This window comes from Bacillus sp. RO1 (genome assembly GCF_012524115.1).
In the GTDB taxonomy this organism is placed as follows: domain Bacteria; phylum Bacillota; class Bacilli; order Bacillales; family Bacillaceae_I; genus Sutcliffiella_A.
Genome location: NZ_JAAZWB010000082.1, coordinates 13876 through 30952, shown reverse-complemented (window position 1 = coordinate 30952; position 17077 = coordinate 13876). Strand labels below are relative to the sequence as shown.

Below are 17077 nucleotides of genomic sequence, written 5' to 3'. Positions count from 1 at the left end.
CTAGCTGTTTATTGGAGCAAAAGGCGAAGACTCCTCGAAAATGCTACGCATTTTCTTCGTGCGATGTTTCGCTGCCGAAGCCTTCCTTGTCCTGAGGGAGATAGCGCTAGGTGGAGACCCCGCAGGCGTAGCCGAAGGAGCTCTCGTCAGCCCCTAGGAAAGCGAAGCCATTTGCGGAAATCAACAGCCGCTTTTTACCAATCACCTTTTCACCCTCGTTTTATCTTATTTATTTCGCTCTCTAGCTCCTTCAGGGCCTTCCATAGTTGTTGCCCCTGGATACTTTAGAGATTGATCGCGATCTGATTCTGTTCTCTTTTGGGCTTTCAATTTTCTTTCTTGTCTATCTTTTCCCATATGATCACCTCTTTTCTAAGATTCTGTTTCATATTATTTGCCTAATCAATAAAAACATACTGTGTTTAATGATTAGTTTCATCTCTTTTTAGGCATAATGATTTGGTGAGAGGAGGGAAGAAAAATGGAAATAACAGGACAATACTTTTATTTTATTTGTTGGGTAAGTTGGATAATCATTGCGTTTTTTTTCCCTAAATCTGTTGTCCGAACATTTATGTCTATTCTAATTCTATTGGTGATAGCGGGTTCAACTACTACTATACAAATGTTTGGATTCACTGTGACTGCTTCCTTTCTTGTATTGGCGGTTATTGCTCTTATTCTTTTAGTGAAATCATTGAAACAAAAATACATTTTACATTATTTATCTATCTGCACCATAGCGTTGGCATATGTTTGTTTTATCCTATTTGAAATATATGATCCTGTCTGGATTTTTTTAGATAGAACCTGGTTGCTTTCAGTTATCATTTTATACTTATCCTTACTCCTTTTTAAAACAAAGAGGGAAAGGTTCGTATTTATGCTTGCTGGTGTCTTATTTGGTGAGGTTTTGCGAAGTATAGTAATGGACCGCATCTTTTCTTATTCCGCTATTGGAACATTCGAGTTTTTGGCAGTTCTTGCTTTATCTTCAGCAGGAATGGCAATATGGATGATATTTGAAACGTTGACTATACATTTAGATTCTATAATACAAAAGCGCGTAAGGGAGAGACAAGGATGAATGAGTACACATTGCCCATTATTTTTGGGGTATTGATAGGATTAGCAACAAGGCTATATATGCTTGTTACGGATTATCGTCAATATCCTACCTATTTGCATGGGAAAATCATACACTTATCACTCGCCTTCATTGCTTCGGGTCTAGGTACCATTGCAGTCCCGGCCATCATGGAAGAAGAGTTTGCAGCAATTACGTTTCTGGCTTTGGCAGCATCCCAATTTCGGGATGTTAGGAACATGGAAAGAAACACACTTACTGAACTGGATGCATTTGAATTGGTGCCAAGAGGAAGTACATATATCGAGGGAATCGCTATTGCATTTGAAGGCAGAAACTATCTAGTAATGATTACCGCGTTTTTAGCTACCCTCGCTTATTTGGCTGCAAATATATGGGTAGGATTAGTTGTCGGAATTTCGGCTACTCTTATATCTCATAAACTTATGACTGGGGGTCAGTTGAAAGATATCGTGGATATTGAGTATGTAAAGCCTCATTTTGATGGGGCAGGTTTATATATAGATAATATTTATATCATGAACATCGGATTACCTGAGCGTCAAAAAGAAGTATTGCAATATGGGATGGGGTTTATTTTAAAACCCAAAAATTTCAATGCGAGAACGACAATAGCAAACTTGGGCCAAAGACAGGCAATTCTTCATGACATGTCTACTGCGCTTGGAGTCTATCGTGATTCCGGTACGCCTGCACTTGTCCCATTGGCAAAAAGGGATCTGGATGATGGTCGTGTAGGAGTGTTCCTCCTTCCCCAAGAACAGGACTTGAAAATAGGTATGGCAATCCTTGAACGAGTACCAACGCTTGAAAATGCCATTAGAATGCCTACGAAAAACTTGAAGGAAAAGGTGAACAAGTAGGATGGAAATGGAAAAATATATACTTGCTGTCATAACTACCAAGGCCACAAAAGTAGCAGGAGGGGCGCCTATTTTCACCTGTGAAACGAAAGAGGAAATGGAGTTTATTGCTGCAAACCTTGAGGCGATACTTGATGGAATTGCACACGGGTTGGGTAATGATTTATATGTTATCGTCAAACATTAATGAGATTTTAGAAAAAGTCAGACTTCCTTATTGCGGGGAATAATGTTAAACTATTCAAGTTAGACCTTCCTTTGCAGGAGGGTTTCTTTTATTAGAAGATACCATAAAGTATCCTAAAACAGCCTTTTGTAAAGACTAAGATAATCGATTAATAAGTATGAAAGAAATAGTACATAAATTATAGAAAAATGGGAGGGTGGTCACCATGCCAAAACCAACCGTAGCGATTGTTGGAAGACCAAACGTGGGTAAATCCACAATATTTAACAGAATTGTTGGAGAGAGAATTTCCATTGTGGAAGATGTCCCAGGGGTTACTAGAGATAGGATTTATAGCTCCGGAGAATGGTTAAACCAATATTTTAATATTATTGATACAGGTGGAATTGAAATAAGTGATGCACCGTTCATGACGCAAATTCGTGAACAGGCGGAAATTGCTATCGACGAGGCGGATGTAATCATTTTCATGACCAACGGACGTGAAGGCTTAACAACAGCTGATGAAGAGGTAGCGAAAATACTATACCGTTCTAAAAAACCTGTAGTGGTTGCCGTCAATAAAGTGGACAACCCTGATATGAGAGATACATTATATGATTTTTATGCACTAGGCTTTGGTGAACCGATACCAATTTCAGGTTCTCATGGCTTGGGACTTGGAGACTTGCTTGATTTTGTAATTGAGAACTTCCCTAAAGATGAAGATGAAGAATATGATGAGGATATCATCAAATTTTCATTAATTGGCCGTCCTAACGTTGGAAAATCCTCACTAGTGAACGCGTTGCTAGGGGAAGAACGTGTAATTGTCAGTGACATTGCAGGAACAACAAGAGATGCAATTGATACTCCTTACACATTTGACGGTAAAGATTACGTGATCATTGATACAGCTGGTATGCGTAAAAAAGGGAAAGTTTACGAGACGACAGAAAAGTACAGTGTACTACGTGCCTTGCGTGCTATTGAACGCTCGGACGTTGTTTTAGTTGTCATCAATGGAGAAGAAGGAATCATTGAACAAGACAAGAAAATCGCAGGATATGCGCATGAAGCGGGAAGAGCCATTGTCATTGTAGTAAACAAGTGGGATGCCGTGGAAAAAGATGAAAAGACGATGAAGGAATTTGAGCAAAAAATTAGGGATCACTTCTTGTTCTTAGATTATGCACCAATCGTGTTCTTATCTGCTAAGACGAAGAAGCGAATTCATACACTCATTCCTAAAATTGAAATGGCAAGTGAAAATCACTCCATGCGTGTGGTAACGACTGTATTGAATGATGTGATCATGGATGCTGTTGCCATGAACCCGACGCCTACCGATAAAGGGCAGCGCTTGAAAATTTATTATGCGACCCAAGTTGCAGTTAAGCCACCTACCTTTGTTATTTTCGTAAATGATCCAGAGCTTCTGCACTTCTCATACAAACGTTTCTTGGAAAATCGTATTAGAGATGCATTTGGGTTTGAAGGAACACCTATTAAACTAATCGCACGTCCACGAAAGTAAAAGGGAGGAGTGAGTCAGTGAAAAAGGTTGCTGTATTGGGAGCGGGAAGCTGGGGCACTGCCCTAGCAATGGTGCTAGCCGATAATAATCATGAAGTACGTCTATGGGGACATAAGCAAGCTCAGATCGATGAAATAAATCAACGTCACACGAATGAAAAATACTTAAAAAATATTAAGTTATCCGATAAAATTGTAGGATTTACGTCTATGGAAGAGGCGGTAGAATCTGTCGAAGCCATTGTGCTTGCCGTGCCTACAAAAGCGATGAGGGAAGTGTGCCGACAATTAAAAGGCTTTTTGAACGCGCCTGCTTTATTTGTTCACGTAAGTAAAGGGATAGAACCTGATACACATTTAAGGGTTTCAGAGGTGATCGAAGAAGAACTGCCGGAACCGATCCGTGAAGCGGTTGTAGTTCTTTCCGGGCCTAGTCATGCAGAAGAAGTAAGTATGAGACAACCGACTACTGTTACAGCAGCCTCTTTGAATAATGCAGCTGCTGAAAAGGTACAAGATCTATTTATCAACCAGCACTTCAGAGTCTATACGAATACTGATGTAGTAGGTGTAGAAATTGGTGGATCTTTAAAAAATATCATCGCGTTGGCTGCTGGAATTACTGATGGACTAGGATATGGGGATAACGCGAAAGCTGCATTAATTACAAGAGGGCTAGCTGAAATTGCTCGTCTAGGAAGCTGTCTTGGAGCCAATCCGCTTACATTCCTAGGTTTGACAGGAATGGGCGACCTGATCGTAACATGTACAAGCGTTCACAGCAGAAACTGGAGGGCCGGTAACATGTTAGGTAAAGGGATGAAGCTTGAAGAGGTATTAGATAGTATGGGTATGGTCGTCGAAGGTGTACGTACAACCAAGGCTGCCTACCAGCTCTCCCAGAAGCTGCAAGTGAAAATGCCACTGACTTCTGCTCTGTATCATGTATTATTTGACGGTGTGGATCCAAAGGATGCAGTGGATGAGTTAATGAGCCGCTCCAAAACAACCGAATTGGACGACCTAGCACAGCTCCTTGGTGACAGAGTCCAGTAAACGTCAATGCCCCTTCGTTTTTAGAAGGGGCGTTTATTCGTTAAAAGGTTTTTTAAAAAGTATAAGGAAGTATATTATTCGGTTGATTTCCGTTCCAGGCGCTTCGCTTGCCTGCGGGCGGTCCGTGAGCCTCCTCAGGCTTCGCCTTCCGGGGTCTCACCTGTCCCTTCCTCCCGCGGGCGTCTCCGCGTCTTCCACTACAATCAACTAGGTGGCTTCATTCACTAAGAGTTTATGAAAAGCAATCTAACTGAGTTAATTGAATAAGCATTAACTTTTCGTTTATGTAATTTTCAGCTGTGGATTGGAGCAAATGGCGTAGACTCCAGCGGGGGAATAACGGTAGGTTGAGACCCCGCAACGAAGTGAGGAGGCTCAAGGCACCGTCCCGCGGAAAGCGAAGCCATTTGCGGAAAGGAACAGCAGCGATTAACAACAAACTAATGTCATATACTTAAAAAATGTATTTTTTGTCCGGTTATTCTAAATGTATCTATACATAAAATAAACAAACACCCATCCTATTCAAGTGCATAACTTATAAAGAAGAAACCATAGGAGGGTGCTCAGGAAAAAAATCCATAATTTTTACAAGCTTTTTTGCGATAAATAGGCATTTGGCGATGCATGTAAGTAATTTGCCGCATAAGATGTGTATGAGGATATCACTGGTTGAGCTGTGGGATTGGATTATTTAGTCTTTCTATTTATGCTGAAGTAAAAATGGCCCCTTTTACTTCAGCTTTTTTGTTGTTTCATTTAGTGTATATCTTATGCTATAATGTTTCACGGAAAAGGAGAGATGAGGATGTCACCTGCATTAATGAAGATGTGGATTTCGTTTGTAGCGATGGGGTTCATGATTATATCCGTTGTAACGGTTTATTTTACTAGATTTAAGGTGAGAAACAACATTATCAGAGGCATTTTGAATACGGTTGCTTTTTTATTGATTTTACTTGCCGGTCTAATTATTTTTTATGTAGTATTCAGTGGTCCAGTACCGGAGCAATAATGAAGAAGGAAGGAATAATTTATGAAATTAAATAGGTTCTTCCTACTTGTAGGAATAATGGTGTTAAGCAGTGTCCTTTCGGGTTGTCTATACCCACAAGATCGCCTAAAGGAAAACCAAGTCCCTTATCTAGATCAATTAGAAGCCGTACAGTCTTCTGTAGATCAATATCGTGAGGCAACTGGGGGATTGTTACCTATAAAAGACAGGGATATGGAGACACCGATCTATCAAAAGTATCCAATCGATTTTAATAAATTATCCCCTCGATACATACAAGAACCTCCTGGGACGGCATATGAGAGTGGAGGAGTCTATCTTTATGTACTTGTGGATGTGGAAGAAGACCCTAAAGTGAAGTTAATTGATCTTCGTGTGGCAGAACAAATTCGCGATATTAATATTAGAATTGATATGTACAAGCGCTCGAATAATGGATATGCCCCGATTAAAGAAGTAATTAACGATCAGGCATTCAAATTGGATTGGGAAAAACTTGGCTATGAATCAGAGCCTTACGCAGAGAGTCCAATATCCGGTAAAAACCTGCCATTTGTCTTGAATAATGAGGGGCAAGCTCAATTGGATTATTCTATTGACTTGTACGATTTTCTTAAAGAACATGAACATAATTACAAACCAGGGGATGACATCCGTGACATTATCGTGGAACATTCCGTGTTTGTACCTGCATTTTCCCTTCCCTACACGATAGATGAGAACAATGAACCGGTCTTTTTAAATAAAGAATAGAATAGTTGTCATGAACCCTTTTTTAGAGAATACATTCTAAAGAAGGGTTTTTTGTTTTATTTCTATGAAACATAATGCCCCACTAATTCTTGCTATTAACCATATATAAAAATAAAGAAGGAAACGGGATGAATTTTCTATTAAAGTAGTCATATTTAATTAGGACAACATCATACACATATAGTGTCATAGATTATATCCTTACTAGAAAATGAAAATCCCAAGATAAATGTCGGGAGGGAATCACGTGGAAAAAGTAGATATTTTCAAAGATATCGCTGAACGTACGGGCGGCGATATATATTTAGGGGTCGTAGGAGCTGTTCGTACAGGGAAATCAACTTTCATCAAAAGGTTCATGGAGTTAGTGGTTCTGCCGAATATCGGAAACGAGTCTGATAAAGCGCGTGCTCAAGATGAGTTGCCGCAAAGTGCGGCTGGAAAAACGATTATGACAACAGAGCCTAAATTTGTTCCTAACCAGGCAGTTAAGGTTAAAGTGGATGAGGGCCTTGATGTAAATATCCGTCTTGTAGACTGTGTGGGTTATACGGTACCAGGAGCCAAAGGGTATGAGGATGAAAATGGTCCTAGAATGATCAATACTCCTTGGTATGAAGAGCCAATTCCTTTCCATGAGGCAGCAGAGATTGGTACAAGAAAAGTCATTCAAGAACATTCTACCATTGGCGTAGTCATTGCAACAGATGGCTCCATCGGTGAAATTCCTCGCAGAGATTACATTGAAGCTGAGGAAAGGGTTGTGGAGGAATTAAAAGAAGTTGGGAAACCATTCATCATGGTAATCAACACTGTACAGCCACATCATCCGGAAACCGAGGCGTTAAAGAGAGAATTATGTGAGAAATATGATATCCCAGTTATTGCGATGAGTGTCGAAAGCATGAGAGAATCTGATGTCTACAATGTATTAAGAGAAGCACTTTTTGAATTCCCTGTACTAGAAGTAAATGTTAATCTTCCGAGCTGGGTTATGGTTCTGAAGGATAACCACTGGCTGCGTGAAAGCTACCAGGAAGCTGTGAAGGATACGGTGAAGGATATTAAGCGACTTCGTGACGTAGACCGTGTGGTAGGTCAGTTCAGCGAATATGAATTCATTGACAGGGCTGGACTTGCGGGGATAGAAATGGGGCAAGGGATTGCGGAGATCGATTTATATGCTCCAGACGATCTGTATGACCACATTTTGAAAGAAGTAGTAGGAGTGGAGATTAGAGGCAAGGATCACTTGCTGCAATTGATGCAAGACTTTGCTTATGCAAAAGCTGAATACGATCAAGTCTCCGACGCATTAAAGATGGTGAAACAGACTGGATATGGAATTGCTTCTCCTGCTCTGACAGATATGAGTCTGGAAGAACCAGAGATTATCCGTCAAGGATCACGTTTCGGGGTCAGGTTAAAGGCAGTGGCACCATCCATTCATATGATTAAAGTAGATGTGGAAAGTGAGTTCGCACCGATTATCGGTACAGAAAAACAAAGCGAGGAACTTGTCCGCTACTTGATGCAAGACTTTGAGGATGATCCACTTTCTATCTGGAATTCCGATATATTCGGACGTTCACTGAGTTCCATTGTTAGAGAAGGAATTCATGCAAAAATTTCACTAATGCCTGAAAACGCCAGGTACAAACTAAAAGAAACGTTAGAAAGAATCATCAACGAAGGCTCAGGCGGCCTAATTGCGATAATTCTATAAGACTTCTAGCTGTTGCTTATAGCAAAAGGCGGAGTTGAAAAGTGTCGAATATGTTTAAAGGCGACCCATCTGTGGAAATAACACAGAAGGGCCGCCGTTTTTTGTGTATTAAAACAGAGAATTGCTTGATATATAGGCGTTCTTATGATAATCTACAAACAGAAAATCTTCTCTTAATTGGCGAAATATTCCTCTAGAAGCACTTTTTTGTGAGAAATTTGTTGAAATCTAGTGTTTAATGGGTTAATATAAGCCTAGTTGCAAGATTAAGCGATTCTACCATGTATAGAATCAATCAAAATTGTGAACAAATGTTAGTACTAAAGGCTTTTGCTAGACTGAAATACTATTTTGGTTTAGAATAGCGATAACTCCTTTGGGAGGAGGTGAATGGCATGAACAAGACAGATTTAATCAATGCAGTTGCTGAAGCTAGTGAACTTTCTAAAAAGGATGCTACTAAAGCAGTTGATGCTGTTTTCGATACAATTCTTGACGCACTTAAAAACGGTGACAAAGTACAATTAATCGGTTTTGGTAACTTCGAAGTACGTGAACGTGCTGCGCGTAAAGGTCGTAACCCACAAACTGGGGAAGAGATCGAAATCGCTGCAAGCAAAGTACCAGCTTTCAAACCTGGTAAAGCACTTAAGGATGCTGTGAAATAATTGACAGCTACATAGTCAAATGAATGTCATCTTAAAGAGGCGCATAGTTTGCGCCTCTTTATTTTTGCTTTTTTAAAAAAACTTATGCTAGAATCACATTACAGCTATTTTTAACGGTAATGTAGGAGGATAAATAAATGACAGAAGTTAATAAGGCTCAGATAGAAGAAGCAGTAAGAATGATTTTGGAAGCAATCGGGGAAGATCCTAATCGAGAAGGGCTTCTTGATACTCCAAAGCGTGTAGCTAAAATGTACACAGAAGTATTTGCTGGTTTGAATGAAGATCCTAAAGAGCATTTTAAGACAGTGTTCGGGGAAGCACATGAAGAATTGGTACTTGTCAAAGATATTTCATTCTTTTCTATGTGTGAACATCATTTGGTTCCTTTCTTTGGAAAAGCCCATGTAGCATACATACCTAAGGGTGGAAAAGTTACTGGACTAAGTAAACTTGCACGTGCAGTAGAGGCGGTTGCAAAAAGACCACAGCTTCAGGAAAGAATTACTTCTACCATAGCAGAATCGATTGTAGAATCACTTGATCCACATGGTGTAATGGTAGTAGTGGAAGCTGAGCACATGTGCATGACGATGCGCGGTGTTAAGAAGCCGGGAGCATTAACTATTACTTCTGCTGTCCGCGGGGTGCTAGAGAATGATCCTGCAGCAAGAGCGGAAGTTTTATCTTTAATAAAAGGGTAACCCCATATTGTGTACTAGAAGGAGGATGGTCATGAGTCAATCTAACACGAACGACTTTATTGTTATCAAAGCTAAGGAAGATGGCGTAAGTGTCATTGGACTTACACGTGGAACAGACACTCGCTTTCATCATTCGGAAAAGCTTGATAGAGGTGAAGTGATGATAGCTCAGTTTACAGAGCACACCTCCGCGATTAAGATAAGAGGCAAAGCGCTCATCCAATCTTCCCATGGAGAAATGGAAACAGACTGACGCAAATATAATATGTCCTGAGTAAGAAAGCAGATGAATAAATATTTCTCTGCTTTTCTTATTATCTATTCGATAGCGGGTTAAACTAAAGAAAGATAGCCCATTTTAACAATATGCTCCACTAATGTGCTATAATTAACTTTGTCTATTTTAGTTCGACTCTAGCGTCTGTAAATCTTTTTATGAAACAGACGGCAGTCAAGAAAAGGGAACAAGGGTGGTCTTTAGTGAGTCATATACATATATCCATAATAAAAGAGAAACTACATAATCTGATTACACATCCATATTTAATTAAACATATTGAATACCCTGCCATTGATGAGGATAAGTTATTGCTACTTTACTCTATCTTGGAGCCCATTGATATACCTGATGAAAAAAAAGAACAATACATATTATCAACCATGCTTGTACAGATCGCCCTTGATACCCATGATATGGTGACAAATGCAAAAGCAGGTCAACTAGAGGTCGATGATGAGAAAAGTCGTCAATTGACTGTACTGGCAGGGGATTTTTATAGTGGCCTTTATTATAGGCTTCTAGCAGATGTGAATGACATTTCCATGATAAAAACACTCGCACATTCCATAAAACAAATAAATGAGCATAAAATTGCCTATTATCATAAAGAGCTTGAAGGAATTGAACCATTGATGAACAGTCTTGAGAAAATTGAATCCTCTCTAATTCAGTCTGTTTCTGGTTTTTTCTCCGACTCCCTTTTAAAAGAATTGGGCGGCAACTTTCTTTTATTAAAGCGCTTAATTCAAGAACGGAAACTTTTCTGTAATGAAAGATCAACCTTCCTTTTTGACACTTTGCGAAGAATAGCCTTCTCAAAAGGAGATGTCGCCTCAAAAGAACAGGAAACATATATGTTATACCTTATTGATCGGTATATTGATCATATTAAACAAAAGATGGAACAATTAACGCACGCCATTCCAACAATGAACAATTTATTAGAAGAAAGAATACAAGAACTTTTCTATGAAATACCATTTTCATCAAAAAAGTATGCGGAAGAAGGGTAAGCCATGCAACATCCATCCAAAGAAGAACGTGTTCATAACGTTTTTGAAAAAATATATAAAAACTATGACAAAATGAACTCAGTCATCAGTTTCCAACGTCATGTAGCGTGGCGGAAAGATACGATGAAGAGAATGAATGTGGAAGATGGCGCAAAAGCATTGGACGTATGCTGCGGAACAGCGGACTGGACCATCTCTATGGCAGAGGCAGTTGGACGAAATGGAACAGTGGTTGGCCTAGACTTCAGTGAAAACATGCTATCTATCGGCAAAGAAAAAGTAAAAGGCCTTGGAATGAACAACATTGAATTAATTCATGGAAACGCGATGGCACTTCCGTTTGAAGATAATACTTTTGATTATGTCACGATAGGTTTCGGTTTACGTAATGTACCTGACTACTTCCAAGTGTTAAAGGAGATGTACAGGGTGGTCAAGCCTGGAGGGAAAGTTGTTTGCCTAGAAACATCACAACCGACCATGCCAGGTTTCCGTCAAGTCTATTTTCTTTATTTTCAATACGTAATGCCGATGCTTGGAAAGGTTTTCGCCAAAAGCTATAATGAATATGCTTGGTTACATGAATCGGCCAAAGACTTTCCAGGGATGAAAGAACTAAAAAAGATGTATGAAAAAGTAGGTTTCCGACCAGTTGAGGTTAAGGCTTATACCGGTGGAGTCGCTGCCATGCATTTAGGAGTTAAACCTAGAAAATAGTTTGTAAAGGTGACCTACATGAAATTAAAGATGATGTATTCTTTTTTAAATAATGATTTACAAATAATTGAAAATGAATTAGAAGCCACCATTCAAACCGAACGTGCTTTGTTACAAGAGGCGTCGTTACATTTGCTTCAGGCTGGGGGGAAAAGAATCCGACCAGTCTTTGTCCTATTGGCCGCAAAACTCGGTGCTTACGATATTCATAAAGTCAAGAATGTGGCGGTTGCCTTAGAACTCATGCATATGGCATCCCTTGTTCACGATGATGTCATAGATGACGCGGAGTTAAGGCGTGGTAAAGAGACGATTAAAGCTAAATGGGACAACCGTATTGCTATGTATACAGGTGATTATATTTTTGCCAGATCCCTTGAAATGATGACCAGAGTAGAAGACATTGAAGCTCACCGCATCCTCTCTAATACTCTCGTTGAGCTTTGTAAAGGTGAAATTGAACAGATACGGGATAAATATAACTATGATCAAAACCTACGTACATACCTGCGAAGAATCAAAAGGAAGACCGCTATCCTTATTGCAGTGAGTTGTCAGCTGGGGGCCATCACATCCGGGGTCCCCGCTTCTGTTCATCAAAGCCTCTATTGGTTTGGATACTATGTCGGTATGTCTTTCCAAATTACTGATGATATTCTAGATTTTACATCGACTGAAGAACAGCTTGGAAAGCCTGCCGGAAGTGACCTTCTACAGGGTAATATTACGTTGCCTGTCTTATATGCCATGGAATCGCCTGTGTTGAATGATAAGATCCGCACTATTGACGATCACAGCGGTTCGGAGGAAATAAAGGAAATCATTGATTTGATTAAAAGGTCTGATGCAATAGACCGTTCCTTTGCACTTAGTGACCGTTATTTGGAGAGGGCTTTCAAGGAACTTGAGAAACTTCCAAACGGACTTGCTAAACGCACCTTCAACAATGTGGCAAAGTACATTGGAAAACGCAAATATTAGACCCCATTCCGTGAACTTTGTAAAATATTACGATAATTCTCCATCTTCTGTTGCGAAACTCTAAAAACCGTGATATATTTTGGTAGGTTAGGGTTTACCTAACCTTACATAATCGTAATGGGGTGGAGAAATTATTATGGAAAAAACATTTTTAATGGTAAAGCCTGATGGCGTACAACGTAACCTTATCGGAGAAATCGTTTCTCGTTTCGAAAAAAAGGGTTTCCAACTTGTTGGTGCAAAATTAATGCAAATTCCAACTGAATTGGCAGAAGAGCACTACGGTGAACATAAAGAGCGTCCTTTCTTTGGAGAGCTTGTAGACTTCATCACTTCTGGTCCTGTATTCGCAATGGTTTGGCAAGGTGAAAATGTAATCGCTACCGCGCGTCACATGATGGGTGCAACAAACCCTAAAGATGCAGCTCCAGGAACTATCCGCGGAGAGTACGGCGTAATCGTTGGTAAAAACATCATTCACGGTTCTGATTCTTCCGAGAGTGCAGAGCGCGAAATTGGTCTTTTCTTTAATGGCGAAGGTCTTGTTGAATACAAAAGAGACGTAAACAACTGGATCTATTAATAATTACGATAAATTGAAAACGCTTTATAAGAGGCGCCCTTCTCATTTTGTGAGGGGCGTTTTTTGATGTTTTTGGATAGTGGAGACGAATTTTGATGTTTGCTTTTTAGGGGAAAAGGATAGTGTGTAGAACATTTGAGTTGAAAGGTAGAAGGTCGTTTGGGAAATGCACAAGGTATTCTGGGAAATGTAGAAGGTTGCCGTAAATCAGAAGAAGGTTGAGATTAATTGTAGAACTTGGAGAAGACCTGCTCTCACAGCTTTATCATGACCTAGAGCGAGAAACAAAAAAACTCACTGAATCACGGTAACAGGTGAGCGGTCTTAGTGCCCAAATCGATTTGTGAAGCAGTCAAACGTTAACAGAAGAGCCCATTCATCCCCATTAATTTTTAAAATCCCTATCCTCTCCAATCTCAAATCAGCTATACTTAAATTACAGATATTTAGAGAGAGTAGAGGAATAGCATGAGGGATGATTACAATCAGTTTATTGGACAAATAAAAAGGAAGACAGGCATTGATTTGGCTTTATATAAAGAAGGGCAGATGAAAAGGAGATTGACCTCCCTTTATGAAAAAAAAGGATTTAAGAATTTTAATGAATATTACCAAATGCTAGATAAAGACAGGGAAGAACTTTTTGAATTTCTCGACCGAATGACCATCAATGTTTCAGAGTTCTATCGCAATTACAAGCGGTGGGAGATCTTAGAGGAGAAAATTCTACCTGTAATGTTAAAGGAAAATAAAAATCCAAAAGTATGGAGTGCGGCATGTTCGACAGGAGAGGAGCCCTATACACTTTCCATGGTGCTCAGTAACTTCCTTCCCCTAAAAGATATAAAAGTGAAAGCTACCGATATCGATTCAAACGTGATTGCAAGAGCAAAGCTAGCGACCTACCAGGAAAAATCCCTTCAAGAAGTACCGACGGGAGTCAAGAATAAGCATTTTTATAAGCATGATGGATTCTATAAGGTTAAAGACGAAATAAAGAATACTGTTATTTTTAAAAGGCTCAATCTATTGTCTGATCCCTTTGAATCTGGACACGACTTGATTGTTTGCCGCAACGTTTTGATTTATTTTACAGAGGAAGCGAAAGAGCACCTTTACTATAAGTTCAGTCATGCACTAAAAAAGGGCGGGATACTGTTTGTAGGCAGTACCGAGCAAATCTTCCAGCCTGCAAAATATGGTTTTGAAGTGGTGGACACATTTTTTTACAGGAAGATATAACATTTAAGCTAAATCCTTATATAGGTACTAAAATGGACTTTTAACGGTAAATTAGATCTGTTCTATTAGCCTGAATAGCACTGAGAGGACCGCAAACAGTCTAATAGAACGGTTCTATAAGCCTGAATAGCACTGAGAGGAGCGCAAACAGTCTAATAGAACGGTTCTACAAGCCCGAGCAACCACACAAAAGCCTAAACTGTCTAATAGAACAGACCTAAGCTCCCAAACACAAAAAAAGATTCCAATCTGACGAATAGAACTGTACTAAACCCCCAATACACCCCCTTTCCCCAACAACCTGCTTTTTTTTACTAGAACAATCCGCTACACTTGTGATATAGTATTACATAATTAATTTCACTTACACGCTTAAAAGCTTTAAAGAGATAAAGGAGAGGCTGATAACGATGAGATATCTGACTGCTGGCGAGTCGCATGGACCGCAATTAACAACTATATTGGAAGGTGTCCCAGCTGGGCTGCCACTGACTGTCGAGGACATAAATGATGATCTAGCAAGAAGACAGAAAGGACATGGCCGTGGCAGAAGAATGCAAATTGAAAAGGATACCGTAGATATACTAAGTGGAGTTCGTCATGGTCAAACGTTAGGTTCTCCCATAACCTTGGCGGTAACGAATGATGATTGGAAGCATTGGACGAAAATTATGGGGATAGAGCCCCTTTCTAAAGAAGACCAAGACGAAGTAAAACGGAAGGTGACAAAGCCCCGTCCTGGACATGCAGACTTAAATGGAGCGATTAAATATGGCCACCGTGATATGAGGAATGTCCTAGAGCGTTCTTCCGCAAGGGAAACAACCGTTAGGGTAGCAGCAGGTGCTGTTGCTAGAAAGTTCCTCGCTGAACTAGGCATAAAGGTAGCTGGACATGTAACAGAAATAGGAGGGGTAAAAGCCGAGCCTCAACCTATCACAAACCTAGATGACTTAAAAGCGCAAACCGAAGCTTCCCCGGTTCGTTGCTACGATAAAAAAGTAGAGCAAAAGATGATGGATGCAATCGACACAGCTAAAGAAAACGGAGATTCCATTGGCGGTATTGTAGAAGTCATCGTAGAAGGAGTTCCTGCTGGAGTAGGAAGTTATGTGCATTATGATCGAAAGCTAGATGCAAAAGTAGCAGCGTCCATTATGAGCATCAATGCTTTTAAGGGAGTGGAGTTTGGCGTTGGCTTCCAAGCAGCTAGCCTACCTGGCAGTAAGGTGCATGATGAGATTGCTTGGAGTGAAGAGAGAGGGTATTACAGGCTGTCTAATAACCTTGGAGGTTTTGAAGGCGGTATGACGACTGGTATGCCGATTGTGGTAAGAGGTGTCATGAAACCAATTCCTACCCTCTACAAGCCGCTGCAAAGCGTGGATATTGATACAAAAGAGCCGTTCCAGGCAAGCATAGAACGTTCTGACAGCTGTGCGGTACCTGCAGCAAGTGTGGTAGCAGAAGCGGTGGTCGCATGGGAAATCGCTCAAGCGATCGTAGAACAGTTCGGACAGGACAGAATGGACCTTATTAAGGAAAATGTCCAAAGGATGCGAGACCATGCCGCAAAATTCTAATTGGAAACAGGTTACCGTTCAGACTGATTCAAAGAAGTATCCTGTATTTTTAGGGACAGGGGCAATACAAGAATTGCCACAGTTACTGGGGTCTTTTCAAAAGAAACCCAGTAAAGTGTTAATTGTGACAGATGATCTAGTTGCTGACCTGTACCTTTCTGAAATAGTCTCAAGTTTAACGCAAAATTATATCGTCCATACCTATGTTCTTCCTAATGGCGAAGAAGCAAAATCATTTGAAAATTATTATGCCATACAAACATTTGCGCTAGAAAATGGTTTGGATCGCCATTCTGCCATCATCGCCCTAGGTGGAGGAGTGGTCGGTGATATTGCAGGATTTGTTGCCTCGACCTTTATGAGGGGAATCAAATTCATCCAAGTTCCTACTACCCTCCTCGCGCATGACAGTGCAGTCGGAGGAAAGGTTGCTATCAATCATCCTCTAGGGAAAAATATGATTGGCTCCTTTTATCAGCCGGAAGCGGTCATATATGATGTAGATTTCTTAAAAAGTCTGCCTGAAAAGGAAATGCGCTCAGGCTTTGCCGAAGTGGTAAAGCATTCCCTTATCTGGGACGAAGCATTCTATCATTGGATAAAAGAAACGATAAAAAATCTGGATGACCTTACAGAAGAAAAATTGCTTGTCTGCTTGGAAAATGGAATTAATATTAAAGCGGAAGTTGTATCAAGTGATGAAAAAGAGACGGGTTTGCGTGCCATCTTAAATTTTGGCCATACACTCGGTCATGCACTAGAGGCAGCTTATGGCTATGGAAAAATAACACATGGAGACGGAGTAGCGCTTGGTATGCTTTTTGCGACAAGGTTAAGTGAAAAGCTTGATACAAGTCTCGAACTAACCTCTGACTTGACAGAAGCGTGGAGTCGTTTCGGCTTTCCGACAAAGATTCAAACGTCCGTTACCCCAGAAGAACTGTTAGATTGGATGAAAAAAGACAAAAAAACTCAAAACAGTCATATACATATGGTATTGATACGGTCCATTGGTAATTTAGAACTGCGATCCGTGCCAGATGAACTAATACTTGAAACGTTACAAGAATTTTATTGAAAAAT

19 protein-coding genes are annotated in these 17077 nt (G+C 40.1%); 18 read left to right on the top strand and 1 reads right to left on the bottom strand.

Annotated elements, in window-relative coordinates; translation table 11 throughout:
- Positions 1–225: 225 nt before the first annotated feature.
- Positions 226–357, bottom strand: a complete 132-nt coding sequence (locus HC179_RS14625; RefSeq protein WP_168864971.1) for a YpzI family protein — start codon at positions 355–357, stop codon at positions 226–228.
- 124 nt (positions 358–481) lie between these two features.
- On the opposite strand from HC179_RS14625, the gene HC179_RS14620 reads away from it, so the two are divergent.
- From HC179_RS14620 to aroB, 18 genes are all read left to right on the top strand, one after another.
- Positions 482–1087: a YphA family membrane protein gene (locus HC179_RS14620; protein WP_168864970.1), complete on the top strand. Its 606-nt coding sequence runs from the start codon at positions 482–484 to the stop codon at positions 1085–1087.
- Complete coding sequence (locus tag HC179_RS14615; RefSeq protein WP_168864969.1) at positions 1084–1971, top strand: YIEGIA family protein; 888 nt, start codon at positions 1084–1086, stop codon at positions 1969–1971. The genes HC179_RS14620 and HC179_RS14615 overlap by 4 nt, the downstream gene beginning before the upstream one ends.
- 1 nt (position 1972) lies before the next feature.
- Positions 1973–2158 carry a capping complex subunit for YIEGIA gene (locus HC179_RS14610; RefSeq protein WP_168864968.1) on the top strand — a complete coding sequence of 62 codons (186 nt, stop codon included), beginning with the start codon at positions 1973–1975 and terminating at the stop codon, positions 2156–2158.
- Between the two features lie 205 nt (positions 2159–2363).
- Complete coding sequence (der, locus tag HC179_RS14605) at positions 2364–3674, top strand: ribosome biogenesis GTPase Der (RefSeq protein WP_168864967.1); 1311 nt, start codon at positions 2364–2366, stop codon at positions 3672–3674.
- 17 nt (positions 3675–3691) lie between these two features.
- A complete protein-coding gene (locus HC179_RS14600) occupies positions 3692–4729 on the top strand; it encodes an NAD(P)H-dependent glycerol-3-phosphate dehydrogenase (protein ID WP_168864966.1) in 1038 nt (345 codons plus the stop codon).
- Positions 4730–5537: 808 nt separating this feature from the next.
- On the top strand, positions 5538–5744 hold the full coding sequence (locus tag HC179_RS14595) for a DUF2768 domain-containing protein (protein WP_168864965.1): 207 nt from the start codon (positions 5538–5540) through the stop codon (positions 5742–5744).
- Positions 5745–5765: 21 nt separating this feature from the next.
- Positions 5766–6497, top strand: a complete 732-nt coding sequence (locus HC179_RS14590) for a hypothetical protein (RefSeq protein ID WP_168864964.1) — start codon at positions 5766–5768, stop codon at positions 6495–6497.
- Positions 6498–6744: 247 nt separating this feature from the next.
- Complete coding sequence (gene spoIVA / locus HC179_RS14585) at positions 6745–8223, top strand: stage IV sporulation protein A (protein ID WP_010193642.1); 1479 nt, start codon at positions 6745–6747, stop codon at positions 8221–8223.
- A 395-nt stretch (positions 8224–8618) separates the two neighbouring features.
- Complete coding sequence (hbs, locus tag HC179_RS14580; RefSeq protein ID WP_010193643.1) at positions 8619–8891, top strand: non-specific DNA-binding protein Hbs; 273 nt, start codon at positions 8619–8621, stop codon at positions 8889–8891.
- Positions 8892–9028: 137 nt separating this feature from the next.
- Positions 9029–9595: a GTP cyclohydrolase I FolE gene (folE, locus tag HC179_RS14575; protein ID WP_060663968.1), complete on the top strand. Its 567-nt coding sequence runs from the start codon at positions 9029–9031 to the stop codon at positions 9593–9595.
- 31 nt (positions 9596–9626) lie between these two features.
- The gene (mtrB, locus tag HC179_RS14570) at positions 9627–9848 is read left to right on the top strand and encodes a trp RNA-binding attenuation protein MtrB (protein WP_010193648.1); all 222 of its coding nucleotides are present in this window, start codon (positions 9627–9629) and stop codon (positions 9846–9848) included.
- Positions 9849–10075: 227 nt separating this feature from the next.
- The gene (locus HC179_RS14565) at positions 10076–10888 is read left to right on the top strand and encodes a heptaprenyl diphosphate synthase component 1 (RefSeq protein WP_168864963.1); all 813 of its coding nucleotides are present in this window, start codon (positions 10076–10078) and stop codon (positions 10886–10888) included.
- A 3-nt stretch (positions 10889–10891) separates the two neighbouring features.
- Positions 10892–11605 carry a demethylmenaquinone methyltransferase gene (locus tag HC179_RS14560; RefSeq protein ID WP_168864962.1) on the top strand — a complete coding sequence of 238 codons (714 nt, stop codon included), beginning with the start codon at positions 10892–10894 and terminating at the stop codon, positions 11603–11605.
- Positions 11606–11623: 18 nt separating this feature from the next.
- Entirely contained in the window at positions 11624–12586 is a 963-nt protein-coding gene (hepT, locus tag HC179_RS14555) for a heptaprenyl diphosphate synthase component II (RefSeq protein WP_168864961.1), read from the top strand.
- Between the two features lie 136 nt (positions 12587–12722).
- Positions 12723–13169, top strand: coding sequence for a nucleoside-diphosphate kinase (ndk, locus tag HC179_RS14550; RefSeq protein ID WP_060663963.1), 447 nt, complete (start codon positions 12723–12725; stop codon positions 13167–13169).
- A gap of 468 nt (positions 13170–13637) precedes the next feature.
- Positions 13638–14411, top strand: coding sequence for a CheR family methyltransferase (locus HC179_RS14545; protein WP_168864960.1), 774 nt, complete (start codon positions 13638–13640; stop codon positions 14409–14411).
- 410 nt (positions 14412–14821) lie between these two features.
- On the top strand, positions 14822–15994 hold the full coding sequence (aroC, locus tag HC179_RS14540; RefSeq protein WP_168864959.1) for a chorismate synthase: 1173 nt from the start codon (positions 14822–14824) through the stop codon (positions 15992–15994).
- Positions 15978–17072 (top strand): 3-dehydroquinate synthase, encoded by a 1095-nt coding sequence (gene aroB / locus HC179_RS14535; protein WP_168864958.1) that lies wholly within the window; start codon positions 15978–15980, stop codon positions 17070–17072. Before aroC ends, aroB begins: the two co-directional genes overlap by 17 nt.
- Positions 17073–17077: the final 5 nt, after the last annotated feature.